24 protein-coding genes and 1 tRNA gene are annotated in these 25,158 nt (G+C 34.5%); 14 read left to right on the top strand and 11 right to left on the bottom strand.

The genetic code is table 11. The features are described 5' to 3' along the window. Nucleotides 1-11: 11 nt before the first annotated feature. The 5 genes from QWY87_RS14385 (at nt 12) to QWY87_RS14365 (ending at nt 4,514) form a co-directional block, all read left to right on the top strand. Entirely contained in the window at nt 12-545 is a 534-nt protein-coding gene (locus QWY87_RS14385; RefSeq protein WP_290292479.1) for an AAA family ATPase, read from the top strand. A gap of 7 nt (nt 546-552) precedes the next feature. Then, nucleotides 553-2,454: a RecQ family ATP-dependent DNA helicase gene (locus QWY87_RS14380; RefSeq protein WP_290292475.1), complete on the top strand. Its 1,902-nt coding sequence runs from the start codon at nt 553-555 to the stop codon at nt 2,452-2,454. Continuing rightward, the gene (gene fmt / locus QWY87_RS14375; protein WP_290292473.1) at nt 2,451-3,395 is read left to right on the top strand and encodes a methionyl-tRNA formyltransferase; all 945 of its coding nucleotides are present in this window, start codon (nt 2,451-2,453) and stop codon (nt 3,393-3,395) included. Before QWY87_RS14380 ends, fmt begins: the two co-directional genes overlap by 4 nt. Before the next feature lie 194 nt (nt 3,396-3,589). Continuing rightward, nucleotides 3,590-3,862, top strand: coding sequence for an HU family DNA-binding protein (locus QWY87_RS14370; RefSeq protein WP_290292471.1), 273 nt, complete (start codon nt 3,590-3,592; stop codon nt 3,860-3,862). Nucleotides 3,863-3,956: 94 nt separating this feature from the next. Then, the gene (locus tag QWY87_RS14365; RefSeq protein ID WP_290292469.1) at nt 3,957-4,514 is read left to right on the top strand and encodes a YqgE/AlgH family protein; all 558 of its coding nucleotides are present in this window, start codon (nt 3,957-3,959) and stop codon (nt 4,512-4,514) included. Here the strand turns inward: QWY87_RS14365 and QWY87_RS14360 are convergent. Then, nucleotides 4,501-5,343, bottom strand: coding sequence for an aminotransferase class IV (locus QWY87_RS14360; RefSeq protein ID WP_290292467.1), 843 nt, complete (start codon nt 5,341-5,343; stop codon nt 4,501-4,503). The genes QWY87_RS14365 and QWY87_RS14360 overlap by 14 nt on opposite strands. A gap of 76 nt (nt 5,344-5,419) precedes the next feature. Beyond that, a complete protein-coding gene (locus tag QWY87_RS14355) occupies nt 5,420-5,803 on the bottom strand; it encodes an START-like domain-containing protein (RefSeq protein WP_290292464.1) in 384 nt (127 codons plus the stop codon). A gap of 160 nt (nt 5,804-5,963) precedes the next feature. Here QWY87_RS14355 and QWY87_RS14350 point away from each other — a divergent pair. Continuing rightward, a tRNA-Met gene (locus tag QWY87_RS14350) sits at nt 5,964-6,037 on the top strand. Nucleotides 6,038-6,172: 135 nt separating this feature from the next. On the opposite strand, the gene QWY87_RS14345 is transcribed toward QWY87_RS14350, so the two are convergent. The 3 genes from QWY87_RS14345 to QWY87_RS14335 all read right to left on the bottom strand — a co-directional run bounded on the left by QWY87_RS14345 (nt 6,173) and on the right by QWY87_RS14335 (nt 8,857). After that, nucleotides 6,173-7,171: a DUF4421 family protein gene (locus QWY87_RS14345; protein WP_290292461.1), complete on the bottom strand. Its 999-nt coding sequence runs from the start codon at nt 7,169-7,171 to the stop codon at nt 6,173-6,175. Between the two features lie 94 nt (nt 7,172-7,265). Beyond that, nucleotides 7,266-7,700 (bottom strand): GNAT family N-acetyltransferase, encoded by a 435-nt coding sequence (locus tag QWY87_RS14340; protein WP_290292459.1) that lies wholly within the window; start codon nt 7,698-7,700, stop codon nt 7,266-7,268. Beyond that, nucleotides 7,697-8,857, bottom strand: a complete 1,161-nt coding sequence (locus QWY87_RS14335; protein WP_290292457.1) for a THUMP domain-containing class I SAM-dependent RNA methyltransferase — start codon at nt 8,855-8,857, stop codon at nt 7,697-7,699. Before QWY87_RS14335 ends, QWY87_RS14340 begins: the two co-directional genes overlap by 4 nt. Nucleotides 8,858-8,963: 106 nt before the next feature. On the opposite strand from QWY87_RS14335, the gene QWY87_RS14330 reads away from it, so the two are divergent. Both QWY87_RS14330 and QWY87_RS14325 read left to right on the top strand, forming a co-directional pair. Next, on the top strand, nt 8,964-9,692 hold the full coding sequence (locus tag QWY87_RS14330; RefSeq protein ID WP_290292455.1) for an SAM-dependent methyltransferase: 729 nt from the start codon (nt 8,964-8,966) through the stop codon (nt 9,690-9,692). Continuing rightward, nucleotides 9,689-10,363 carry a ZIP family metal transporter gene (locus QWY87_RS14325; RefSeq protein WP_290292453.1) on the top strand — a complete coding sequence of 225 codons (675 nt, stop codon included), beginning with the start codon at nt 9,689-9,691 and terminating at the stop codon, nt 10,361-10,363. Before QWY87_RS14330 ends, QWY87_RS14325 begins: the two co-directional genes overlap by 4 nt. Before the next feature lies 1 nt (nt 10,364). Here the strand turns inward: QWY87_RS14325 and ppk2 are convergent, their stop codons facing one another. After that, complete coding sequence (ppk2, locus tag QWY87_RS14320; RefSeq protein ID WP_290292451.1) at nt 10,365-11,186, bottom strand: polyphosphate kinase 2; 822 nt, start codon at nt 11,184-11,186, stop codon at nt 10,365-10,367. Nucleotides 11,187-11,214: 28 nt separating this feature from the next. Beyond that, a complete protein-coding gene (locus QWY87_RS14315; protein ID WP_290292449.1) occupies nt 11,215-13,413 on the bottom strand; it encodes an ATP-dependent DNA helicase RecQ in 2,199 nt (732 codons plus the stop codon). 150 nt (nt 13,414-13,563) lie between these two features. Between QWY87_RS14315 and QWY87_RS14310 the strand changes: the two genes are divergently transcribed. Genes QWY87_RS14310 through lptB form a run of 4 tightly spaced genes read left to right on the top strand, consistent with a single transcriptional unit; the run spans nt 13,564 to nt 16,769 of the window. Beyond that, nucleotides 13,564-14,529: a KpsF/GutQ family sugar-phosphate isomerase gene (locus QWY87_RS14310; protein ID WP_290292447.1), complete on the top strand. Its 966-nt coding sequence runs from the start codon at nt 13,564-13,566 to the stop codon at nt 14,527-14,529. 57 nt (nt 14,530-14,586) lie between these two features. Next, a complete protein-coding gene (tatC, locus tag QWY87_RS14305) occupies nt 14,587-15,414 on the top strand; it encodes a twin-arginine translocase subunit TatC (protein ID WP_290292444.1) in 828 nt (275 codons plus the stop codon). Nucleotides 15,415-15,417: 3 nt separating this feature from the next. Beyond that, nucleotides 15,418-16,020 (top strand): YdeI/OmpD-associated family protein, encoded by a 603-nt coding sequence (locus QWY87_RS14300; protein ID WP_290292443.1) that lies wholly within the window; start codon nt 15,418-15,420, stop codon nt 16,018-16,020. Between the two features lie 2 nt (nt 16,021-16,022). After that, complete coding sequence (lptB, locus tag QWY87_RS14295; protein WP_290292441.1) at nt 16,023-16,769, top strand: LPS export ABC transporter ATP-binding protein; 747 nt, start codon at nt 16,023-16,025, stop codon at nt 16,767-16,769. 88 nt (nt 16,770-16,857) lie between these two features. Here the strand turns inward: lptB and QWY87_RS14290 are convergent, their stop codons facing one another. The 3 genes from QWY87_RS14290 to QWY87_RS14280 form a co-directional block, all read right to left on the bottom strand. Further along, nucleotides 16,858-17,163 carry a hypothetical protein gene (locus QWY87_RS14290; RefSeq protein WP_290292438.1) on the bottom strand — a complete coding sequence of 102 codons (306 nt, stop codon included), beginning with the start codon at nt 17,161-17,163 and terminating at the stop codon, nt 16,858-16,860. A 185-nt stretch (nt 17,164-17,348) separates the two neighbouring features. Continuing rightward, nucleotides 17,349-18,287 (bottom strand): PorP/SprF family type IX secretion system membrane protein, encoded by a 939-nt coding sequence (locus QWY87_RS14285; RefSeq protein WP_290292436.1) that lies wholly within the window; start codon nt 18,285-18,287, stop codon nt 17,349-17,351. Between the two features lie 5 nt (nt 18,288-18,292). Continuing rightward, entirely contained in the window at nt 18,293-21,484 is a 3,192-nt protein-coding gene (locus tag QWY87_RS14280; protein ID WP_290292433.1) for a T9SS type B sorting domain-containing protein, read from the bottom strand. Between the two features lie 311 nt (nt 21,485-21,795). On the opposite strand from QWY87_RS14280, the gene QWY87_RS14275 reads away from it, so the two are divergent. Then, nucleotides 21,796-22,347, top strand: a complete 552-nt coding sequence (locus QWY87_RS14275) for a lipid-binding SYLF domain-containing protein (protein ID WP_290292432.1) — start codon at nt 21,796-21,798, stop codon at nt 22,345-22,347. 43 nt (nt 22,348-22,390) lie between these two features. On the opposite strand, the gene QWY87_RS14270 is transcribed toward QWY87_RS14275, so the two are convergent. Beyond that, the gene (locus QWY87_RS14270; protein WP_290292430.1) at nt 22,391-23,152 is read right to left on the bottom strand and encodes a CDP-alcohol phosphatidyltransferase family protein; all 762 of its coding nucleotides are present in this window, start codon (nt 23,150-23,152) and stop codon (nt 22,391-22,393) included. A gap of 146 nt (nt 23,153-23,298) precedes the next feature. Between QWY87_RS14270 and QWY87_RS14265 the strand changes: the two genes are divergently transcribed. Further along, nucleotides 23,299-25,155, top strand: coding sequence for a DNA topoisomerase IV subunit B (locus QWY87_RS14265; RefSeq protein WP_290292427.1), 1,857 nt, complete (start codon nt 23,299-23,301; stop codon nt 25,153-25,155). Nucleotides 25,156-25,158: the final 3 nt, after the last annotated feature.

The following is a 25,158-nucleotide window of genomic DNA, read 5'->3' as shown; positions in this document are numbered from 1 at the left end:
ATTCTCATTACTTGGAGCAAAAAAAAATAGTAATTACCGGAGGGCCTGGTACAGGAAAATCAACAGTTATTGATCATTTGGAAAAAATGAAGTTTACTTGTATGCCTGAAATTTCACGAACTATTACAAAAGAGGCACAAGAGTCTGGAATAGATCAACTTTTTCTGACTGATCCTTTGTTGTTCAGTAAACTTTTATTAAAAGGAAGAATCAAACAATATCAAGAAGCTGATTTACACCATTCAAGTACTGTTTTTTTTGACAGAGGCATCCCTGATATTCATGGTTATATGGATTATATTGGGATGGACTATCCAATTGAATACGTTGAAAAAAGTAATGAATATAGGTATTCAACTATTTTTATGATGCCTCCCTGGAAGGGTATTTATAAAACCGATAATGAGCGTTATGAATCCTTTGAACAATCTTTAGTGATTTATCGAAATTTGATAAGGGCATATGAAGCTATGGATTACAGTATTATTACAGTACCTGAAGGCAGCATCAGTTCAAGAGTGGACTTTATTTTAAAATCCCTCTGATAATCATATGAATAAAGCAACACAGTTATTAGAAAAACATTGGGGATTCTCCACTTTTCGAGCACCTCAGGAAGAAATCATAAATGCCGTCTTGGCCAATCAAGATGTCTTTGTTTTACTACCAACTGGAGCAGGAAAATCTTTGTGCTACCAACTCCCTGCCCTGCTTAATGATGGAATATGTCTTGTCATTTCGCCATTGATAGCGCTAATGGAAGATCAAGTAAAAAGCCTTGAGGAGAAAGGTATAAAAGCTTTGGCATTAAGTTCTAAACTCAACAGACATGAAACTATAATTGCTTTTGATAATCTAGAGCATGGCAATTATAAATTCTTATATGTATCCCCTGAAAAATTACAATCAGAATTCATTCAAGAGAAAATAGGCCAACTGCATTTAAATTTAATTGCTATTGACGAAGTTCATTGTATTTCACAATGGGGACATGATTTTAGACCGGCGTATTTAAAAATTCCTTTGTTAACAGCGTTGCATCCCCATACGCCCAAAATTGTACTAACTGCCACTGCAACAGCCGCAGTTCAAAAAGATGTTGTAGAAAACCTTCAACTTCATGATGCCAAGGTGTTTAAAGGATCTTATTATAGAAACAACCTTTGCATTAGAATTCATAAAACAGAGAATATCAGGCAGGGACTGGTTAAGCTTGTGAAGTCAATAGATGAGCCGTCAATTATTTATGTCGGATCTAGGAAAAATGCGATTTACTATGCCCAATTATTGGAACATAACAACATCAAAGCGACTTACTATCACGGAGGGCTTTCACACGAAGAAAAGAGCAAGTCTTTTCAACTTTGGAAATCAGAGTCATGTAAAGTAATGGTCGCCACAAATGCTTTTGGAATGGGGATAGACAAGTCTAATGTAAGACTGATTATTCACACGCATTTACCCAATAGTATTGAGAATTACATACAAGAAATTGGCAGAGCAGGACGAGATGATAAAAAAGCATGGGCCTACTTATTATATAATGATAACAGTTTTTATGAAAGTGATCGTTTAATTGAAAAATCTATCGTGAGTCCTGAGGATTGTAAAGTAATCTTCACAAAACTGAATGATTATTATCAAATTGGCATGGGTGAAGTAAACGAACACTTGTTTGATTTTGATATGCAGGAATTTTCATCCAGATATCACTTCACCTATAATAAGGTGTATTATGCTTTAAATCATTTACACAATGAGAATATCATATTTCTAGATCAAGGATTTAGTAAAAATTCAAGAATTCGGGTTATTGATCAATCTGACAATCTGTATCATGCACAAAGAAGCAATAGTGATGCATCACAAGTACTTCAAATTTTGTTAAGATCATATGGTGGAATTCATGATCAGTTCATTACAATAAATGAAAAATTCATTGCGCAAAAATTAAATAAGACAAAGCAGGAAATTTCACAGATTTTAAATAGGCTTGAAACGGATCAGGTGCTTATTTACAAAAAAGCAAGTAATCATATGACGATTAAGTTTCTTGTACCAAGGGAGGATAATTTTATTTACCATTCCATAAGCGATCATATAAAGAATCGCAACAATTCTAAATTAAAAAAGGCATCGGTTTTGAAAGACATGCTGAAAAATGATCTTATATGCAGACAAATACTGCTACTCGATTATTTTTCTGAAAATCTAAGTGAACCTTGTGGTCAATGTGACGTTTGTCTTAAAAGTAAACCTGAATTAAAACTAGATCAAGAAATCATCTCTAAAAGTATTATTGACATCTTAGGTCATCACAATAATTTAAGTATCAATGAGATAAGTGAATATCTAAAGCTGGATAAAAAACTAATCATAAAAACTCTTGAAATATTAGTGGAAAAAAAGAGTATAGATTTAGATTTGCAAAATAAATTTTATCTCAACAAATGAAAGATCTCCGTATCATTTTTATGGGCACACCCGATTTTGCAGTAGCTACGCTCGATGCACTTGTAAAAGCAAAAAAGAATGTCATTGCAGTTATCACAGCTCCAGACAAACCAGCTGGAAGAGGAAGAAAAATAAATCAATCTGCGGTTAAGAAATATGCCGTTTCCAATGCAATTCAAGTATTGCAGCCCACTAATCTTAAAAATCCTGATTTTCTGAATGAATTAGAAAAACTTGAGGCTGATCTCCAGATTGTTGTGGCTTTCAGAATGCTTCCACGACAAGTGTGGGCCATGCCTAAACATGGTACATTTAATCTTCATGCCTCCCTCCTTCCTGACTACCGGGGTGCTGCTCCTATTAATTGGGCTATTATAAATGGTGACACAAAAACTGGCGTTACCACTTTTTTTATCAATGAGGATATTGATACCGGTGCCATCATAAAACAAGAAACAATTGAAATAGCTCCTACGACTTCTGTTGGAGTGCTGCATGATCAACTTATGACCTTGGGTAGTAATGTTGTTGTAGAAACCGTAGAAATGATTGAGGACGGCAATATAAATCCTCTAAAACAACAAAGCGGGACTTTTAGACCTGCACCAAAACTCAATAAGGAGAATTGCAGGATTAACTGGAATAATCCAGCCCAGTCAATCTATAACCATATAAGAGGCCTTAATCCATATCCTGGTGCTTGGACTGTTCTTGAAAACAATAAGGAGCAAATTGAAGTCAAAATCTATGATGGAATCATTTCAAAAGAATCTCACCAATATCCTATTGGACATTTAGTTATTTCTAAAAAGAAAATATTAGTTGCACTGAAAGAAGGTTTCTTTGAAATCCTAGATTTGAAGTTGGCAGGTAAAAGGAGAATGGAAACAATTAGCTTGCTCAACGGATATGAATTTTACAATGGTTCAAAAGTGTTCTAAACACAATCTATATAAGCACTTAGCCTCTTTTTGCAGAAATTTTCATGGGTTTATCAACAAATTCAGCTTAATTATCAACAATATGCCTGTTTTTAAGTACTAAAACTTGCGTAAACCCTTATAAAATCTATATTTGTTCTGCTATTGAAAGGCAAAAAAACGAATATTTAACCAATTTTAAAAAAATTTAAATTATGAACAAATCAGATTTAATTGAAGCAATGTCTTCAAATGCTGGAATTTCAAAAGCTGCTGCTGGAAAAGCTTTAGACGCTATGATGAAAAGTATCACAGGTGAATTAATGACAGGCGGTAGAATATCTTTAGTAGGTTTTGGTTCTTTTTCAGTTTCAGATAGAGCTGCAAGAGATGGAAGAAATCCTCAAACTGGTGCAACTATTAAAATACCTGCAAGAAAAGTGGTAAAATTTAAAGCGGGATCTGAATTAAAAGAGTCAGTGAACTAATCGAATTTTTCAAAAAAATAATTTTAAAACCCTCTATTTTAGAGGGTTTTTTTATTAACTTATTTTTTGTACATTTAATCACAACCAATTTATTATGACAACTTTAAAACCCACTAAAGGTAAATTACTCATTGCAGAGCCATCTATTTTGAGTGATAGTTCATTTAATAGATCCGTTGTACTTCTCACAGAGCATAATGAAGGTGGCTCAGTTGGTTTCATTTTCAACAAGCCCTCGCCTTATACTATCAGTGACCTCATTCCTGATATTGACTCTACTCTAAAAGTATATTTTGGTGGACCTGTTTCTGAGGATAACCTCTATTTTGTGCACAAAGTTCCTGAACTAATACCTGACAGTATTGAAATTGCAGATGGGATTTTTTGGGGTGGTGACTTTAGAGCCATACAATCACTTTTGAAAGATGAAATTCTTTCAAAACAAGATATCAGGTTCTTTTTGGGATATTCCGGGTGGAGCCAAAAGCAACTTGAAGAGGAATTACAAACTACGTCTTGGTTAATCGTAGAAAATAAATTTAAGAATCTCTTCAACATCAATCATAGTAATTTCTGGAAAAATGAATTATTAAAATTTGGCGGGATTTATCAACTTTGGGCCAATGCGCCAAAAGATCCTAGCTTAAACTAATTTGCTTTTTTATTTCTGAATGAAACAGCTCTTTTAACTCATTTGTCTTTTCACTATTATAAACCTTCTTGCGATATTTATGTACCGATTGAATTTCATTGATTGAATTGGTCAAAAATACTTCATCAACCTTTAGTAAATCAAAAGGTGAAATACTCAATTCACTAATTGTAAAAGTTTGGTGCTTCTTCAAGCCTTCAATTATCTTTTTTCTGATTATACCATTAATGCATCCGGTCTCTAGTGAAGGAGTAAGAACCTCATTGCCCCTTATTAAAAAAATGTTGGCATTAAGCGCTTCAACTAATTCTTTCTTTTCATTAATTAATATGCAATTCTGATAAGCATTTTCTTTCGCAAAAATACTTCCCAACACATTAACAATCCTGTTATTCGTTTTTATCGTTGATAACAATCCAGATGAAAGTGGGAAATCCTTAAACAGCTCGATTTCTAATTGCTCAACATTCTTTTGGTTTAAAGCTTTTACCTCTATTATAAAATTGACCTCATTAGATTCTGGTGTATACAATCCACCGTTTACTCTAAATACATTCACTCTGATTCTAGCCGACTCATTTAGATCATTAGCCAATAGTGTTAGTCTTATTTGTTTTTCATAATATTCAAGGGTGAAATCCATAGGTATCTTCATCCTTAACATACGCATCGATGACATCAATCTAAAATAATGATCTTCCAAAAAATAAAGGGTATTGTTTTCAAATTTTAGGGTATCAAAAATGCCATCACCATACTTAAAGGCTCTGTTTTCATGACTTAGCTTTAATTCATTCAATTTTAAGATACTCCCATTCTGATTGACCATGACCCAATAACTTTAAAAATGCAAAAATAAAAAAAGCCTTGATAGATCAAGGCTTTTTTATTATTTATACAAACTATTATCCTCCGATAACATGTTTTAATTCAGAAATCTGATTTTCCCAAAACATTTTCGATTCTTCTACTTCATCTTCATCCGCAAAATCAACTACCAGCAGAGAAACGTCTTTGGTAAGGTCATCAACTTCTATTCTCAATTCAAAATAGGTGTCATCATCATCATCTTCTTCCCATTTGAATCTGATGTAAACATCAGTCTTTTGAGAAATTCTATCAGCAACTTCCTCAGAATCATTCCATATAAAGGTATATTGTTTTCCTCTAGAATTTACATTATCCGCAAACCACTCTCCCATGCTATCAGGAGTAGAGATATACTGATACAAAAAACTAGGAGAAGCATGGATAGGAAACTCTAAGTCTATTCTTATTTTACTTGACATTCTTGATTTTTTATGGAAGCAATATATAGAATATCTATTTCTAAAAAAAATTATTTTTATTTTAATATTTTCGCTCTCATTACTTGTGGCAAATGAATTTGTTTTTATATTTGCAAACTCAAAATCAAGAAGCCCTTTTTAAGGTTTTTTGATGAATTATGGCGAGGTAGCTCAGATGGTTAGAGCGTCGGATTCATAACCCGGAGGTCTCGGGTTCAATTCCCGATCTCGCTACAGATAGATAGAAAAAACCGCAACATATGTTAGCGGTTTTTTTTTGGACCTAAATTAGCAGTATTTTCTAAAAAAAATTGAGTTCCACAATTTGTTCAATACACCCTCATCATTAGTGAATTATCATAATACGTGCTAAAATGCTTTCTTTTTTTTAAATACTTTACCAATGTTATATCCCACTACAAATTTTGACTTTGTAACACTCAAAAATATGTCATTATCAAAGTCCAGACTACTTAAATACCAGTCAGTACCAAAGGTGAAATGAATGTAAAATTTTTCTCTGTTATATCCCAGAGATGCAAAAAAATCAGTTTTAAACAGCAGCGGATTTGAAGGAATATAATTACCACTTTCCGTCTTAACATATTTATATTCCATTCCAATACCAGGTGCAACATAGGCAGTAGCAAAAAAATGAGCGGGTAAAGAAAAATAGGCACTGACACCACCTAAGATACCTACTCCAAATCCGGATATGTCATAAATCTCGGCTTGCTCATTGAAATACTGCTGATCAGCCTCGGGTATAATGGAAGCATCGGCAGCAAGATCTCTCCATAATAAGAACCCTCCTAAGCCATAAGAAACAAGGGTTTTATGCGTGTCTGGCAACCCAGCTTTCATGCCTCGTACTGTGATGTCATTCTTACCTAAAACACGTATATATTCAAGGCCAATCGACGACATTGATATATCGCGCCTAAATTCTTCTTCTTCATTTTGCTTACTTGAAACGCTGTACCCATTTACATTTTCAATTGCAAACCCGAACAAGTTCTTCGCTAAGATTATTGCTCCTTCAGCAGCAAATTTTGTAGTGTGGTCTTCATCTTCTGTTTTAAGATTAAATACCACATCTATGACCATTTTTTGATTCGCAATCCCAAAACCAACACCATATGGATTATTAGGTAGGTATAATAATCGACTGTCTTCATTGCTCAATCGAAACTGTTGCTGTTTAAAATTTGAGACGAGCCTCACAGACCAATCAAGATTTTCACTCAAAAGCAGGGAATCAATTATTTGAGAAGGCGTAATTAATGTGTCGGATACTTTTAAATTTGATCCTTGTACTGTGAATACAAAAAAGAGTATAGAAGCGAAAATGAAGTGTTTTCTTTTCAAAATATACAATACGCCTTTCATTTGATTAGCTACTTAGTTCTTCATTCTTAGAGTTACAAAGTGAAAATTTTACTTTGTGGGTCAGGCGGCTAACTTAATTCAATTCTTTAAACATCATATAATGAGGCCCTACCTGGTCTACATCAAAAACATTACCTGTTAATTGATAGCCCATTTTTTTATAAAAATCCAATGCAACTATTCTGGCATTGCACCAAACTACATCTATACCTCGTTGTTCAAGTCGAAGTTCTGCCTCTTGCAATAATAATTTACCATATCCTTTTCCTTGTGACGTTTTTGCTGAAGCCATTCCCCTTAATTGAAACTGTGAACCTTTGAATATTTCTTTTGAAGCCTTCATAAAACTACCAATACAAACTAATTCATCAGATTCAAAAAGGCCCAAATGCAAGGTTTCAGCTTCATGATCTCCAATCATTTCATGACTCAAAGTCATGCCTTCCCTCAAAATAGCTTTTCTAATGGGATAGGTGTCTTCAGCCTTAATTTCTGTAATAACTATCATTTTTGCTTACTTGCCTTTCTACTTCCAGCATACATTTCATATTTAACGAATCTACATTCAAGTTTTCCATTAAATACCTTTATTTTTCTAGAAGTTCTCAAACCAACATTTTTTAAACCCGATTCAAAATCTGAGGTGATGAGCCAGGCAGAAGTATCAGTATAATGTTGTTTTAGGGTATCCCCTATCTGACGGTAAAACACTGGTACATTCACCGTAAGTCTTTCCCCATAGGGGGGATTAAACACAACGATAACATTATCTTCAACCGGGCTAAGTTCTTCGAAGAAATTTTTTCTTTCAATCTTGATAAACTCCTCTAAAGAGGCGTTTTCAATATTGTTCTGAGCCTTACGGATAGCAGATGGGGCTTTGTCAAAACCTATAATTTTTTTATCCGTATTTCTGACCTTTTTTAAAAGTGTGTCATGAATCAAATCAAATAATTCCTGATCAAAGTCTTTCCATTTCTCAAATGAAAATTCTGGTCTGTTTATATTAGCCGGAATATTATTTGCTATCATGGCCGCCTCAATCAAGATCGTTCCACTACCACACATAGGGTCAATAAAATTTTGAGTACCGTCGTATCCCGTCAAAAGAACCAAACCAGCTGCGAGCACTTCATTAATCGGTGCGATATTGGTATCACTTCTATAACCTCTCTTATGCAATGATTCACCGGAACTATCTAAAGAGACAGTACATGTGTTTTTCTGAAGATGGATATCAAACTGCACATCAGGATGTTTTGTGTCGATACTTGGTCTTTTCTGATACTTTTTTCTAAAATAATCAACGATTGCATCCTTACTTCGCAAAGAAACATAATGCGAATTAGAAAATATTTCAGAATGAACAGACGAATGTATAGCCAAAGTTGAATTTTCATCCAAATATTTTTCCCAAGAAATTTTAGACAGATTGTTATATAAATCATCCTCGTTACTTATCATAAATGTTTCAATGGGTACAAGAATCCTGATGGCTGTTCTAAGTGCCAAATTCGCTTTATACATAAAGCCTTTATCACCTTTAAACTTAACATTCCTAACTCCTTCTTTTATATTTTGAGCGCCTAAATTTCTTAGTTCTTTTGCAAGAACTTCTTCGAAGCCAAAAAGACATTTGGCCAACATATCGTAGTTTTCATTCATGTTACAAAAATACAGCAAAGAAATTAGTCAGTAAACAATTCTGACAAAAACTAAATCTTTACTTTTCAAATGGTATTATTTTCTATTTTTGTGTGATCTTAAAATTATGGAGAAAGAAAAAGAATGGTTCGAAAATTGGTTTGATACTTCCTTCTATCATATACTATACGATTATAGGAATGATGATGAGGCTAAGTTGTTCATGAACAATTTGATTGGGTTTTTAAATTTATCTCAGGGAGATAAGATTCTTGACCTGCCCTGCGGAAAAGGAAGGCATTCCTTGTTTCTAAATTCCCAGGGATTTGATGCTACAGGAGCCGATCTTTCTGTGAACAGCATCATGCATGCGAAACAATTTCAAAAAGAAGGTCTTTCTTTTGAAATTCACGATATGAGAAATCCCTTAAATGGGAAATACGATTCTATTTTTAATCTTTTTACAAGTTTTGGTTATTTTAATCAGGAATCGACAAATATTAAAGTTTTAGAAAATTTTAAAAACGCACTCAATAAGAATGGTCACATAGTCGTAGATTTTCTAAATTTACATAAAGTGGTCAGTACTTTGATTCCAGAGCAGGTGATCAGAAAAAAAGGAGTGGATTTTTTAATTAAAAAAAGAGTAACTGAAAGCTTCATCATCAAAGAAATTGATGTTACTAATAATGGAGAGGTTCATCATTATATGGAGAAAGTTCAGGCGCTTGATCTAAAAAAAATGAAACAATTTGCACAGGCTGCAGGTTTAGAAATTCAGCATGTTTTTGGTGACTATGAATTGAATCCTTTCGATGCGGAGATCTCTGACAGGTTAATATTGATCATGCAATGATATATATAGCCTTAGTCATACCAGTAATTGTTGGGTTTATATTGGTTCAATTAATGAATCCAAATAAAAAACACCTGCAATTATTTCTTTCATTTAGTGGTGCCTACCTTTTATCAGTTACAGTTCTGCATCTTATACCAGAGGTGTTTAGTGGTCAACAAGAGCATATCGGTGTTTTTATTTTGTTGGGAATCGTTCTGCAAACTGCTTTAGAATACCTTTCTAAAGGAGCAGAACACGGGCATATCCATTCTCACGATTTTGAAAAAAATATTCCTTGGTTGCTTTTAGGTAGTTTATCCTTACACGCTTTTCTTGAAGGCATGCCTCTAGGAATTGAAGAAAATACAAATCTTCTCTATGCAATCGTAATTCATAAATTGCCGATAACCATCATCTTAGCAGTTTTTCTAAAAAACTCTTCCTTATCAAAAGGTTTGGTTTTTCTATTCCTGTTTTTATTCGCCGTAATGAGCCCTCTAGGAAGTTGGGTTTCCAGTAATTTTTCAGTTATTCACCTATATGAAGATCAGATCAATGCACTGATTATTGGTGTCTTTTTGCACATTTCGACTGCGATTTTATTTGAAAGTTCTGAAAACCACAAATTTAATCTTCAAAAATTTATAGCCATCCTTATAGGGTTTGCCGTCGCTTTTTTAAGTTTATAATTCAATACTTTTGCGGCACAATGGTCTGGTTCGCAAATGGTGTTCTGATATAACCTTTATCATCCTTTCTGGGAGGAAGTATAATCTCTTCTCTTTCAACTTTTTTATAATCAACACTGCTCAGTAAATGACTGATACAATTTAATCTGGCCTTCTTTTTATTATCAGCGGGAACAACATACCACGGAGATTGTTTGGTATCCGTATATTTAAACATCTCATCTTTGGCTTTACTGTACTCCAACCAATGTTCACGAGATTTAAGATCCATTGGACTGAGTTTCCATCCCTTCATTGGATCATTTATCCTTGACTTAAAGCGTCTTTCCTGTTCTTCATCAGAAACTGAAAACCAGTATTTGAGTAAGATAATTCCTGAACGGATAAGCATTCTTTCAAATTCAGGGCAAGAACGCATAAATTCATTGTATTCAGTCTGATTACAAAAACCCATCACATGTTCAACTCCTGCTCTGTTATACCAGCTACGATCAAAAAGAATCATTTCACCAGCACTGGGCAAATGAGGAACATATCTTTGAAAATACCATTGACTTTTTTCTTTACTTGAAGGCGTACCTAATGCTACTATTTTACATACCCTTGGGTTAAGGCTTTGTGATATCCTTTTGATTACCCCTCCTTTACCTGCAGCATCCCTACCTTCAAAAATGACCACCACTTTTAATCCCTGGTTTTGAATCCAGTCCTGCAGTTTTACCAACTCAATTTGTAGATTTTCTAATTCTTTTTCGTAACGTTTTGAACTGAGATTTTTTTCTTTAGCACCAACAGATGCCTTATCAGAAGAGTCTTCACTCATAAATATAAATTTTTAATTGTCTTTTTCCTTAATTCGCAACTTCACTAATAAATTTAATTCGCATCAATCTCAACTCTTCATCATCATAATCACCATCAAATTCATCAAGAGCCAATTGTATTCTATCGCTATCCGCTTCCATAAAATAATCAAGAATTTCTTCTTGCTGGTCTTCATCTAACAAATCATTGATACAGTAATCGATATTTATCTTTGTACCTGAATAAATTATCTGTTCCATCACTTTGACCAGTTCTGACATATCAAGACCTTTTGAATGGGCAATATCAGAAAGAGGTAGTTTTTTATCAGTATTCTGGATAATATAAAGCTTTAAGCCAGAATTAACCCCTGTACTTTTCACGATCAGGTCATCAGGTCTTACCACATCATTATCCTTCACATAAGTCGCAATTAAATCGACGAAATCCTTTCCGAATTTCTTGGCTTTTCCATCACCAACACCGTGCACATTTGCCAGTTCCTTAATATCAATGGGGTATTTTAGTGTCATATCCTCAAGAGATGGGTCTTGAAAAACCACAAAAGGCGGTACACCCTGCTTCTTTGCTACTTTTTTTCTTAAATCTTTAAGTAATCCCATGAGCTGATCATCCACTGTACCTCCAGAGGCTTTTGCATTCGTAATGATATTTGCATCATTCTCAGCACTGTAAACGTGGTCTTCAGTCATCATAAACGAATGAGGGTTTTTAATAAATGCCTCACCTTTATCTGATAATTTTAAAACACCGTATTGCTCAATTTCTTTTTTTAACAACCCAGCAACAAGCACTTGTCTGATCAGTGCCATCCAATGCTTTTCTGGCTTCGCTTTACCTACACCAAAAATAGCTTGCAGATGTGTTTTGTGCGAGATAAGCAGCGCATTTTCTTTACCTATCAAAGTGTTAATAATCTCCTTTGACCTGTATTCTTCTTTTGTTTTTTGAACTACTTCCAATAGGGTGACAACCTCATTCTGTGCTTCAGATGTTTTTTTAGGATTCCTAACATTGTCATCCATATCAGCACCTTCACCATTCACCTCGTCAAATTCTTCTCCAAAATAATGCAGTAAAAATTTCCTTCTTGACATTGAAGTTTCAGCATATGCCACAACCTCTTGCAATAAAGCATTACCAATCTCTTGCTCGGCCACAGGCTTTCCAGACAGAAATTTTTCCAACTTCTCTATATCCTTATAAGAATAATAGGCTAAACAGTATCCTTCTCCTCCATCTCTACCTGCCCTTCCGGTTTCCTGGTAGTAACTCTCCAAACTTTTTGGTATATCATGATGAATAACAAACCTTACATCTGGCTTGTCAATCCCCATTCCAAAGGCTATGGTGGCCACAACCACATCTATATCCTCCATCAAAAACATATCCTGATGGCGAGCTCTTGTCTTGGCGTCAAGCCCGGCGTGATAAGGAACGGCTTTAATGCCATTAACCTGTAACACTTGAGCTATCTCTTCAACTTTCTTACGACTCAGGCAATAAATGATACCCGATTTGTCTTTATAATTTCTTATAAACCGTATAATATCCTTTTCAACGTCTTTGGTTTTTGCCTTTATCTCATAAAACAAATTAGCCCTGTTAAAAGAAGCTTTAAAAGTTGTTGCATCACTGATACCCAAATTCTTTAAGATATCCTCCTGCACCTTTTGTGTCGCTGTAGCAGTAAGGCCTATAATCGGAAAATTACCGATTTTATAAATTATATTTCTAAGGTTTCGGTATTCAGGTCTGAAATCATGCCCCCATTCAGATATACAATGTGCTTCGTCTATAGCAAAAAAAGTAACTTTTTGTTTTTTAAGGAATTCAATATTTTCCTCCTTTGTTAAAGACTCGGGAGCCACATAAAGCAATTTAGTAACGCCATTTTCAATATCACTTTTAACTCTGGCAATTTCTCCTTTATTTAAGGAAGAATTTAGCACATGTGCAATACCGTATTCGGATGATATCCCTCGTATAGCATCAACCTGATTCTTCATTAAGGCTATCAAAGGAGATACTACAACAGCCGTTCCTTCAAGAATTAGTGCGGGTAATTGATATATTAATGACTTTCCTCCACCTGTAGGCATTACAACAAAAGTGTTGTTTCCTTCAATTAGACTTTCTATAGCATCCTTCTGTAAACCTTTAAACTTACTGAATCCAAAATATTTCTTCAAATATTCATGTAAGTTAATTTTTGTTACTTTCATCCTCGTTTTAATCTATTTTTGAATATTTTTGCAACTTTAATGCCAAAATTATTGAGGGGGAGTTTTAACGATTGAATTTAACAAATGTTTAATTAAATTCAATGATACTATAAATATAACATATTATTTTGACAAAATAAATACAAAATATTGAATAAGGATAAAAACATAATACAAACGGCAAAGGATACAATTCTCATTGAAGCGGAAGCCATAAAACAGCTGGCAGCACTTGTAAATGAAGACTTTGAAAAAGCTGTATTGACCATTTATAATTCTGAAGGACGTGTTATCGTTACCGGAATAGGCAAAAGCGCCAATATTGCATCAAAAATCGTAGCAACCATGAATTCTACCGGCACACCGGCCGTATTTATGCATGCCGCAGATGCCATTCACGGGGATCTTGGAAATATACAAAAGGATGATGTGGTGATTTGTATTTCTAAGAGTGGTAATACACCTGAAATTAAAGTACTCCTGCCATTGATCAAGAATTATGGTAATAAAATAATAGCCATTACCGGAAATGAGAGCTCTTTTTTAGGCGAACATGCTGATCACACTTTAAGCTCGTTTGTTGAAAAAGAGGCTTGTCCAAATAATCTGGCGCCAACTACCAGTACAACCGCTCAATTGGTTATAGGAGATGCGCTGGCCATTTGTTTGTTAAATTTAAAAGATTTCTCTAGCCGTGATTTTGCCAAATACCATCCTGGTGGAACCTTAGGAAGGAAATTATATCTGAGAGTCAATGAACTGGCCGAAAATAATGAAGTTCCGAAAGTAACAGAACTAGCACCGATCAAGGATGTAATTATTGAAATATCTAAGAAGAGATTAGGTACCACTGCGGTTGTCAAAAATGATATCATCGTTGGGATTATTACTGATGGTGACATAAGAAGAATGTTAGAGAATTCAGCTGATATTAATAAATTACAGGCAAAAGATATCATGAGTAAAGATCCTGTAACTGTGAGTTCAGACACTATGGCAGTCAATGCTTTAGACATCATGCAAAAAAACAACATTACACAAATCCTGGTCACCCACGATGGCAAGTATTCTGGAGTAGTGCATTTTCATGATTTATTAAAAGAAGGAATCATTTAATTTAGATTCTAGAATGTCTTATTTTAGACCCCCTATTGTTATTCAAAAAAATAAACTATGAGTGAGCAAACGGAAGAAATGTCTTTTTTAGGCCATCTTGAAGTATTAAGATGGACCTTAGTTAGGTCTTCTCTGGCAATTTTCGCCTTTGGTATGGTGGCCTTTATGATGAAAGATTTTATTTTCAATTCCATTCTATTAGCGCCAAAAGACCCTTCTTTCTTTACTTATAGGTTTTTATGTTCGGTTTCAAAAAGTTTTGGAACAGATGGACTTTGCATTGATGAAATTCCATTTATCGTGCAAAGCAGAACCATGGCAGGGCAATTTTCCGCACATATCTGGACCTCTATAGCATTCGGTTTCGTTATGGCCTTTCCATACATCATTTGGGAGGTTTGGAAATTTATCAAGCCTGCTCTTTATGAAAATGAACAGAAGAATGCCAGGAGTTTTATCATTATTACTTCCTTTCTGTTTTTCCTCGGAATTCTATTCGGATACTATGTTATCACACCTTTATCAATCAATTTCTTAGGTAGTTACCGTGTAGCTGAAGAAGTCAGGAATAATTTCGACCTTAGCTCCTATACCGGACTTTTAAAGGCTTCCTGCCTTTCTGCAGGCTTTATTTTTGAGTTACCAATAATCATTTACTTTTTAACAAAAATGGGGCTTGTTACACCTGAATTTCTAAAGACCTACCGTAAATATGCACTGGTACTTGTTTTAGTGCTCGCTGCCGTAATTACGCCTCCGGATATCATTAGCCAGGTGATCGTGGCTATCCCAATGATCATTTTATATGAGGTAAGTATAAAAATATCTAAATTTATAGTGAACAAACAAAAAAAGGAAAGTGAAGAGGCATTGGCAAAGAAGTAATTAATGGACCTTGATAATCAAATACAAGCTTATATCGATGAACATGAAAAATTCAAAGACATTCTTGTTGAGTTAAGAAGGATTGTTAAAAATGAAGCCTTTGAGGAAACTTTAAAATGGGGAATACCTACTTATGTTTATGAGCAAAAGAATTTAGTTGGTATTGGCGCCTTTAAAAATCACGTAGGCCTTTGGTTTTTTCAAGGGGCCTTATTGAATGACAAGGCAAGAATTTTGCACAATGCGCAGGAAGGGAAAACCAAAGCTATGCGGCAAATTCATTTTAAAAAATTTGAAGAGATTAATGAATCCACCTTGGCAGCTTATCTTAAGGAAACTATTGACAATCAAAATAAAGGCTTAAAGGTAAATATAAGTAAACCCGTTAAGCAGGTTGTGATTCCAACAGAACTGAAATCTTTTTTAAGCGCTGACCTTTCAATGTTCAAAGCTTTTAAAAAACTAACTCCTGGAAGACAGAAGGAGTATATTGAATATATTCATAGCGCAAAGAAGGAACAGACCAAATCAGATAGACTCAAGAAAATAACTCCCTTGATCGAAGCTGGAAAAGGGCTTAATGATAAATACAAACCCAATAAATAATTATGATCTTAAGAGCTGACAACATAATGAAAATGTACGGGAACAGAAAGGTGGTTAAAAGCATTTCTCTTCAGGTAGAACAAGGCGAAATTATTGGACTGTTGGGCCCAAATGGCGCTGGAAAAACAACTTCATTCTATATGATCGTTGGGATGATCAAACCAAATGAAGGAAAAATTTTTCTTGATGACGTCGAAATCACAAACGATTCTATGTACAAGAGAGCACAAAAAGGAATAGGATATCTTGCACAGGAAGCCTCTGTATTTAGAAAATTGTCGGTTGAAGATAATATCATGTCGGTTTTACAATTTACTGATCTCAATAAAAAAGAACAAAAGGAGAAACTGGAATTACTTATAGATGAATTTAGCCTTGGGCATGTAAGAAAAAATCGTGGCGATCTTTTATCTGGTGGAGAAAGAAGAAGAACGGAAATTGCCAGAGCCCTGGCCTCTGATCCGAAATTTATTCTGCTTGATGAGCCATTTGCCGGGGTTGACCCCATAGCTGTGGAAGACATTCAAAGTATCGTGGCACACTTGAAGGATCGTAATATCGGAATTTTAATTACAGACCATGATGTACATGCTACATTAGCCATTACCGATAAAACCTACTTAATGTTTGAAGGAGGAATATTAAAAGAAGGTACGCCAAAGGAATTAGCCGATGATGAGTTGGTAAGAAAAGTGTATTTGGGAGAGAGTTTTATATTAAAAGAACACAAAAGAAAACTCGACTTATAAAAAAAACCCTATTACCGACTGGTAATAGGGCATACATACAAACAAATCTGAAAAATTTATTAAAAATTTTTCCAGATGACTTTAAGCTTTAATGTTCACCTGTTTCTATTCCTATGATTTTACCGCTCTCATTGATTAATAAATAATGAGACCATGTTCCTTTTTCTACTTTAAACTTATAGACATTGATATCTTTTTTTGTGACATAGGTCACTTCATTGGATATCTTATAATTTGAATAATCTTTCAATGATTCTTTTACCTGTTTAGGTGTCTTCTCTTTTGTTGTTTTGTGAACTTCTTTTTCAGCTGTTTTACCCTCCTGAGCGAAACTACCCTGAACGCTTAACAGCGTAAAGACAAAAAACATGATGATGATTTTAAAACTTTTCATGATTAGTGGTTTCTTTTAAATGTTAGACAAATATTTTAGTGGGGAGTTGATCTTATTAATTTCATTTGAAATTAGCCAAACGTTGAAAAACTTAATATAACAAACAACATTAAAAACAAGATTATTTTTACCTTTTTCATAGCTCCAAAATTTATATTCTTTTAAACAATTTTCTTTTTCTAGCATTACCATCTGGGACTTCCTCTTCGAGATTCAAAATCATATCCGAGTGTTAACATATGTGTCCCACTATGATTTAACTCATTTGCTTCATTAATATTGTATTGGAATGCATATCCAACATAAAATTCTTTCTTTTTAATACCTAAAAGCGGCACAATTGCCAGAGGCTCAAAGCTTTGGTCATTTAAAAACCGCGTACTAAAGCCCGCCCAATAGTAACCGTCATCGACTTTTTTCTTTGCTTTAATATTGATATCTGAAATTGATCTGCCATCACTTTCGAAATATTTAAAATACAATGATGGTTCCAATTCCCAGTCACTTTGATTAAGTTCAAATACATAACCCGTATAGATATAATAATTTCTCAGCTTTTTAGGTTCTGACTCATCAAAGACCTTTACATTTTTATTCAAAATATTAGATGCATTAAAACTAAAATAGAACCCTTCAATTTTATATAGAAATGCCGCATCAAAATTTGAATTGTGTGATGATACATCAGCACCAATATTTGGATCATCATTCGGGTTGTCAAAATCTGAAACGTCAATTTTAAATTGCGTAAACTTATAAGAAAGTCCGAAGGAAATATATTGCAAGTTTGCAGCATTTATGGTCAAATGATGCGCAAATGACAATTGCCCTCCAATTTGTGATGTGTTTCCATTCTTATCCAAAAAGAGCACTCCTCCTATCCCTGAACGTTCCAGAATATGGGCGTCATAAGATAAAGTCTGTGTATTTGGCGCATCACTTAGGCCAACCCATTGGAAAGCACTTGTAAATCTCAATCGGTTCATATCACTATCTCCCGCATAAGCTGGAGAAATCAAAAACGGATTTTCAACTAGATACTGGGTATAAGGAGTCAATTTAAACTCCTGAGCATTAGCCCATCCTGTAACGAATAATATAACTACTATGATTAACTTTTTCATAACTACTATCTAACTAAACTGAAATTCCCTTTAAATTCTCTGTTGTCTGATGCTTCGTTCAAACGAACGATGTACCAATAGTCCCCGCTAGGTAATGGTTTGCTTTTATAACTTCCATCCCAGCTCCTCCTATTGCCCTCATAGCTTGCAATTAATCTTTGGTATCTGTCAAATATTTTAACGGTTATTTGTGGATAGATCTCGATATTAATAGGATACCAGGTATCATTAATTCCATCCCCTTGAGGTGTAAAGAAATCAGGAATTTCAATATCTAAGAATTCTAAAAAGACTGTTTTTTCTTGTATACATCCTCTTTGGTCTTTTACATAAAATTTATAATCTCTCGTTTCTCTGGTACTATTCAGATCCAATACATTGTTGCTTCCAAAATTATCTTCTGAATCCAAGCTGTATTCATAATCTGGTCTTCCTCCAGTAGCCACAACGCTATACTCATTTAGGTTGGTCATCACCACATTAAAAGCGATTGGCGTATATGCTTCTATTTGAACTTCAATCGGCGCATCGGTACAACCGTATTCTTTATGTGTAACCGAAACGGTATGCGTCCCTTTTGAAACGTTTTCAAATATGCCTGATTCTTGTGTTAGATTACCATCTAAGGTGTACGTCACATCATTTTGATAAATCGGGTCAACTGATGCCATGATGATATTACTAGCCCCCTGACAACTAAAATCAGTATCTGCTTTCAGTTCCAAATAAATCAACTGTTCTACTTCTACAGATTTTTGTGACACACAACTATGAAAAGCATTTTCTTTTTTAATCCAGATGTCATAAGTTCCTTTAGCCAAACCAGTAAAACTTGGCGCTGCTTTGTAATTTGTACCGTCCATACTATAAGTCACGTCATAGCCTTGATCATTGGTCAAGTCAACATTGACTCTACCATCTTTTTCTCCGACACAAATAACATCCTCCTGAGTTATTTTATACTCAATCTCCTGATCAAACCCAACGGCAACACTAGTTACTGATGTGCATCCATTTGCATCACGTACGGTAACATCATAAGTTCTTTCTGTGGCTACTGAGAAAATATTTTCTAACTGATAGGTGTTTCCTCCGTCTATACTGTAATCATAAGGAGGTGTACCTCCTGCTCCGGCCGCTTCAAGGCTACCGTTCATAATTTCTCCATTACAGACTGTTATGTTGTATTGTTTGCTCGAAGTTGAAGTTAATAAAGTAGGTTCGCTGATAGAAAAACCAGAAACATCAAAACATCCATCTGCATTAGTTGATCTCACCTCGTAATTTCCTATATCCAGATTTGTGAAGACATGTGTATCATTTGTTTTAACGATAGAATTGATCACACTGCCGTTTTGTATTAATTCAAATGTATAAGAACTGGAATCCTCATTTACCTTGATTTCAACATTTCCATTACTATCTTTACATAAAGCATCAGCAGGTGTAACAGTTACATCAAGTCCTAAAACAGTTACGATTCTGATTGTTTCGGTACATCCTGTTCTTCTTTGTGTGCCTGTATAAACTCCCGCTCCGGTTACAGTCACTTCTTTGGCATTTCCAATAACATTTCCGTTTTCATCCGTCCATATATAGGTGTCATATCCATCATCTCCTGAAAAGGTCAGGCTGTTATTACAGAAAAACAATTCACTGTCAAATGAACAAGAACTTGTGTCTACGAAAAGATCCATTGATCCTACACTTCCAAGACCACAACCATTGATACCATTTAAGCCTGGTTGATCAGATACACTTTGACCTGAAGTTTCGCCATCGTAATATGAGCTGATATTGTTTTCCAATAAATTCGTACAGGCGTCTGAATAGTCAAAGCATTCATTTGATGCCGTTACCTGATATCTAATACTATGTACTGAAGAAAGTGACTTTCTTTCAACTAGTGTGTTGTCTATGTTAAATCTTAATTCCCTTGAAGCCTGATTAAAAGTATAGCTTACTCCTGCAGGTAAGGTGATAGAATTTTCGTCTAAGGTTACGTTAATCGGTAAACTGTTTAGAATATAGGTATTCTGCGCGTTGTCAGTTCCAATATTCTGAAAATCAATATTATACCACACAGTTGATCCAAGTGGCACAGGTGATTGATGCGTTATCGCATTGTTTGAAGTGTCTTCTACACTTGTAATAACTTGAAGATTCGGTTCGATAATATTTATCGCAAACGTATTTAAAAAGGAATATATCCAATCAGTGCCATCATTACTATTAACTCTTATGGTTGCACCTGTTTCACCATTACCAATCAGCGTGTTACCTACATTAATGTCAGATAGATTTAATAATTTCTGATCCCAACCAAGTGTATTAGTGCTATTTAAATTTCTATCAAGAACCTGAGACCCATCTTTGGTTATCTTGCTGTTAAAAAAATTATCAACCTCATTCTCAGCATCGTATAAAGGTGTGAAATTAGTATTTCCATCAGATTTAAAAAGCAATTCATCTCCAACTCTGGTTAAATCTCCTTCCATTGCTACAATTCCGACCCTTCCTTCAACCGGCCCGGAAGGAGGTGTTGTAAAACCACTATACCGGAAATCAACCACATCATTTGGGGATCTAGAAACAACTGAAAACCCATCAAATGTGGAGATGAACTTTCTTGATTCATTTGGATCTTCATAAACAATTACCATAGACCAACCTCCTGAGGAATTATTTCCTTCTGAAGAACTTATATTAGCAATATAATAATCACCAGAAACTGAAACATTACTAGTAACAATATCGGTTACATCTTTGTAATAAATTAAATCTAAGTTCATATCAGCTTCTATATCTAAATAAGCTTCACCAGGTATTTTGAATTTTATTTTATCAGGCTCTAAATTTTCTGGAGCAGCTATTGCTCCCCAATACAAACCAGCATAAATAATTCTATTACAAGTGCTTGTCGTAAACCTAGCACTACTTGAATTAAATGTTGATGGGTCACTATCTATATCAACAAATACCATATCGATGGTATTATTCTGATCAGAACCATTGTACGGTATGTCTCTTGACTCTCCTAGTATAGAATTACCTATAATAGTCAAATCTCCATTGATTCCTTGTGTTTCATATCTTTTCGAAAATGGAATTGAAGTTTGAGAATGACCTAAGAATGAGATCATTATTAGAACAAAAAATAAAAGCCTAAGCATTCTGGTTTGATATTCTGTTTTCATAGTATTTCTTTATTTAAACGATAACGTTGAAAAAAAAATGACTAAACAGGGAGAGGATTTATATCATTATAACAAACAGAATAACAGAAAAAAGTCTAATAAATTGTATAGGGCATATATTTTTTTTGAATTTAATAAAGGTCTTCGAATGAATTTTAAGACGCGAGAAACCTCAAATAAGTTAACATTTTGATTTGAAAAAGGTTAACCTAATAAGAGCAATCTTCAGTATTAAAAAACATTATAAAAAAATATTATGCCTACGCGTAATATGTTAAATTTGCCTAACATTAATTAATACTTATATTTTTATGAAAACAATAAGCTTAAAAACAATACAGACTGTATTGATAGCATTTGTAATTACTGCTGCAACAGCTGTTCAGGCTCAAGTAGGCGGATGGAAAGCGGATCTAATAAAAGAAGCAGATACTGCATTGGTTGAGATGATTAAAAAACAACCTAAACTTCAATCGTTCAAGGATAAATCTTATGGATACGCTGTATTCCCAAAAGTGACCAAAGGAGCTATTGGCGTTGGAGGTGCCGGAGGTAAAGGAATTGTTTACAAAGCTCACGTTCCAACCGGTCAATCTACATTAAGTCAGGCAACTATAGGTTTTCAATTGGGAGGTCAACAATATAAAGAGGTCATTTTCTTTGAAAACGAAGAAGCCTACAAGAAATTTACCAATAAGAAAGTAAAATTCAATGGACAAGCCTCAGCTGTAGCCATTACTGAAGGTGCTTCTGTTGATGTAGCATGGAAAGACGGCATGGCAATTTTTACACAAACCAGTGGTGGATTAATGTTTGAAGCCTCTGTTGGAGGACAAAATTTCAAATTTAAACCAAAAGAATAAATAATTACAATTAAATTGCATAAAAAAAGAGGTTAGCGAAATGTCAACCTCTTTTTTTATGCAATTTATTTTCAATTATAGAAAGCAGAATATAGAGTATAATAGTAAGTGGAATGGCAACTGTTTTTAACAAGAATAACATTACAACTGTTGCCAATAGGAAAACGTACTTCACTTCATTTCCACTCCATTTATAGTTTTTAAACTTTAAAGAAAAAAGAGGAATTTCTGCATTCATCAAATAACTTCCAATTAATGTGATCCCCACAAGAACATAGATATTCTGAAGCAACTCAATAAAAAACATATTCTCAGAATAAAACAAAATCAAAGGCATTGACATGATGAAAATTGAAAATGCAGGAGTTGGCAATCCTATAAAGGAGCTGGTTTGCCTCTCATCTATGTTGAAGTTTGCCAATCTATATGCGGCAGCTAATGTGATGATCAATCCCAAAAAAGGAATAAAATAATAATAAGTTTCTTGATAATCCTGCCAGCTTCCGGTTTCACAACTCAATTCCATAAACCACTTTCCTTTGGTGGCGTACAGCATCATTTGAAACATTATAATTCCTGGAACGACCCCAGAAGTAACCATATCGGCCAAAGAATCAAGTTGCTTTCCTAATTCACCTTCTACTTTAAATTTCCTTGCAAAAAATCCATCAAAAAAATCAAAGAAAATACCCAGGAAAACAAAAAAGGCGGCCAAAATAAGTTCATCTGTTGCGGCCATAATCACGGCAATCATGCCTGAAAACAGATTCAGTAGTGTAAATAGATTTGGAATGTGTTTTTTCATCGTTTCTTTTGGCTTAGTCTCAGTAAAAATAACAAATAATATATCAAAGAAACTTTTAATTACTGTGTTAATAAAAATTTAAACTACTATTTTATATTTAGGCCTTAATTACTACATTAGCGACGCTAGTTAATCCAAAATTCTTAATGTCAGACCAAACTTCATATACAGAAGACAATATTCGTTCTTTAGACTGGAAGGAGCATATTCGCATGCGTCCGGGTATGTATATTGGGAAACTGGGCGATGGATCGGCTCCTGATGATGGTATCTATATCTTAATCAAGGAGGTACTAGACAATTCTATTGATGAGTACGTTATGGGCTCAGGAAAAACAATAGAAATTTCTGTAAAAAATAACCAGGTTTCGGTTAGAGATTTTGGTCGTGGGATTCCATTGGGAAAGGTTGTAGACGTTGTTTCTAAAATGAATACTGGTGGTAAGTACGACTCAAAAGCTTTTAAAAAATCTGTAGGACTGAATGGTGTTGGTACCAAGGCGGTGAATGCCCTTTCCTCCTACTTCAAAGTACAATCGGTACGAGACAACCTCAGTAAGATCGCTGAATTTGAACAAGGCAATCTCATAAATGACCTGCCACAAGAAGCTTCTACCTTAAGAAAAGGCACCAAGGTTTCTTTTGTTCCTGATCTGGATATATTTCCTCATTACAAATTCAGAAATGAGTATATCATAAAGATGATCAAGAATTATGTCTATCTGAATACCGGATTGACGATTATTTTTAATGGTGAAAAGTACAGATCTGAACATGGTTTAAAAGATTTGTTGGACGAAAACATCAACGAAGAATCAAAACTGTTTCCAATTATCCATTTAATGGAAGATGACATTGAAATGGCGCTTACTTATAGCAAGTCTCAATACAGTGAAGAATACCATTCTTTTGTGAATGGACAACATACAACTCAAGGTGGTACACATCAAAATGCATTTAGAGAATCTATTGTCAAGACAATCAGAGAATTTTTTGGTAAGAATTTTGACGCTTCAGACATAAGGAAATCTGTAGTCTGTGCCATCAGTATCAAGGTGATGGAACCTATTTTTGAAAGTCAAACCAAAACAAAACTAGGTTCAACTGAAATGGGTGGCGGCTTACCAACTGTCAGAACCTTTATTCATGATTTTGTTAAAAGGAGGCTGGATAATTATTTACACAGAAACCCTGAAACTGCGGAGCATATCCAAAGAAAAATAGTGCAGGCAGAAAAGGAGCGTAAAGAATTATCTGGTATCAGAAAAATTGCACGAGAACGCGCTAAAAAAGCGAGTCTTCACAATAAGAAATTACGAGATTGCAGAATTCATCTAAACGACATGAAAAAAAATGATCGTTTAGAAAGCAGCCTTTTTATTACTGAGGGAGATTCGGCTAGTGGATCGATTACCAAATCTCGAGATGTCAATACACAAGCGGTATTTAGTTTAAAAGGAAAACCGCTTAATTCATATGGGTTGAGTAAGAAAATTGTCTATGAAAATGAGGAATTCAACCTGCTTCAGGCAGCCTTAAACATAGAAGACGGCATTGAAAACCTTCGTTACAATAACGTAGTCATTGCGACAGATGCAGATGTTGACGGTATGCATATCCGATTATTATTGATTACATTTTTCCTTCAGTTTTTCCCGGAGGTTATCAAGGAAGGACATTTATACATTTTAGAAACCCCTTTATTCAGGGTAAGAGATAAAAAAGAAACGCATTATTGTTATTCTGAAAATGAAAAACAAACTGCGATGAATAAGCTAAGAGGAAAACCTGAAGTAACCAGATTTAAAGGATTAGGTGAGATTTCTCCTGACGAATTTATCCATTTTATTGGAAAAGATATTCGTTTGGATCCGGTAATGCTCAATAAAGAAACATCGATTGAGAAACTCCTGGAATTTTATATGGGCAAGAACACCCCTGAAAGACAAAAATTCATCATCAACAATCTCAAAGTTGAATTAGATATTATAGAAGAGTCATAAATC

This window comes from Lutimonas halocynthiae (genome assembly GCF_030409835.1).
GTDB lineage: Bacteria > Bacteroidota > Bacteroidia > Flavobacteriales > Flavobacteriaceae > Lutimonas > Lutimonas halocynthiae.
Note: the sequence above shows the minus strand (reverse complement) of the source record. Positions and strands in the feature narration are given on the sequence as shown.

Bases quoted from the DNA above. Each gene is read 5' to 3' on its own strand.
- QWY87_RS14355 (WP_290292464.1), bottom strand. From the start codon at position 5,803: ATGTCAAGTAAAATAAGAATAGACTTAGAGTTTCCTATCCATGCTTCT.
- QWY87_RS14315 (WP_290292449.1), bottom strand. From the start codon at position 13,413: ATGAAAGTAACAAAAATTAACTTACATGAATATTTGAAGAAATATTTT.
- ppk2 (WP_290292451.1), bottom strand. From the start codon at position 11,186: ATGAGTGAAGACTCTTCTGATAAGGCATCTGTTGGTGCTAAAGAAAAA.
- tatC (WP_290292444.1), top strand. From the start codon at position 14,587: ATGAGTGAGCAAACGGAAGAAATGTCTTTTTTAGGCCATCTTGAAGTA.
- fmt (WP_290292473.1), top strand. From the start codon at position 2,451: ATGAAAGATCTCCGTATCATTTTTATGGGCACACCCGATTTTGCAGTA.
- QWY87_RS14300 (WP_290292443.1), top strand. From the start codon at position 15,418: ATGGACCTTGATAATCAAATACAAGCTTATATCGATGAACATGAAAAA.
- QWY87_RS14265 (WP_290292427.1), top strand. From the start codon at position 23,299: ATGTCAGACCAAACTTCATATACAGAAGACAATATTCGTTCTTTAGAC.
- QWY87_RS14330 (WP_290292455.1), top strand. From the start codon at position 8,964: ATGGAGAAAGAAAAAGAATGGTTCGAAAATTGGTTTGATACTTCCTTC.
- QWY87_RS14335 (WP_290292457.1), bottom strand. From the start codon at position 8,857: ATGAATGAAAACTACGATATGTTGGCCAAATGTCTTTTTGGCTTCGAA.
- QWY87_RS14370 (WP_290292471.1), top strand. From the start codon at position 3,590: ATGAACAAATCAGATTTAATTGAAGCAATGTCTTCAAATGCTGGAATT.
- QWY87_RS14275 (WP_290292432.1), top strand. From the start codon at position 21,796: ATGAAAACAATAAGCTTAAAAACAATACAGACTGTATTGATAGCATTT.
- QWY87_RS14325 (WP_290292453.1), top strand. From the start codon at position 9,689: ATGATATATATAGCCTTAGTCATACCAGTAATTGTTGGGTTTATATTG.
- QWY87_RS14340 (WP_290292459.1), bottom strand. From the start codon at position 7,700: ATGATAGTTATTACAGAAATTAAGGCTGAAGACACCTATCCCATTAGA.
- QWY87_RS14290 (WP_290292438.1), bottom strand. From the start codon at position 17,163: ATGAAAAGTTTTAAAATCATCATCATGTTTTTTGTCTTTACGCTGTTA.
- lptB (WP_290292441.1), top strand. From the start codon at position 16,023: ATGATCTTAAGAGCTGACAACATAATGAAAATGTACGGGAACAGAAAG.
- QWY87_RS14380 (WP_290292475.1), top strand. From the start codon at position 553: ATGAATAAAGCAACACAGTTATTAGAAAAACATTGGGGATTCTCCACT.
- QWY87_RS14270 (WP_290292430.1), bottom strand. From the start codon at position 23,152: ATGAAAAAACACATTCCAAATCTATTTACACTACTGAATCTGTTTTCA.
- QWY87_RS14285 (WP_290292436.1), bottom strand. From the start codon at position 18,287: ATGAAAAAGTTAATCATAGTAGTTATATTATTCGTTACAGGATGGGCT.
- QWY87_RS14280 (WP_290292433.1), bottom strand. From the start codon at position 21,484: ATGAAAACAGAATATCAAACCAGAATGCTTAGGCTTTTATTTTTTGTT.
- QWY87_RS14360 (WP_290292467.1), bottom strand. From the start codon at position 5,343: ATGGTCAATCAGAATGGGAGTATCTTAAAATTGAATGAATTAAAGCTA.
- QWY87_RS14365 (WP_290292469.1), top strand. From the start codon at position 3,957: ATGACAACTTTAAAACCCACTAAAGGTAAATTACTCATTGCAGAGCCA.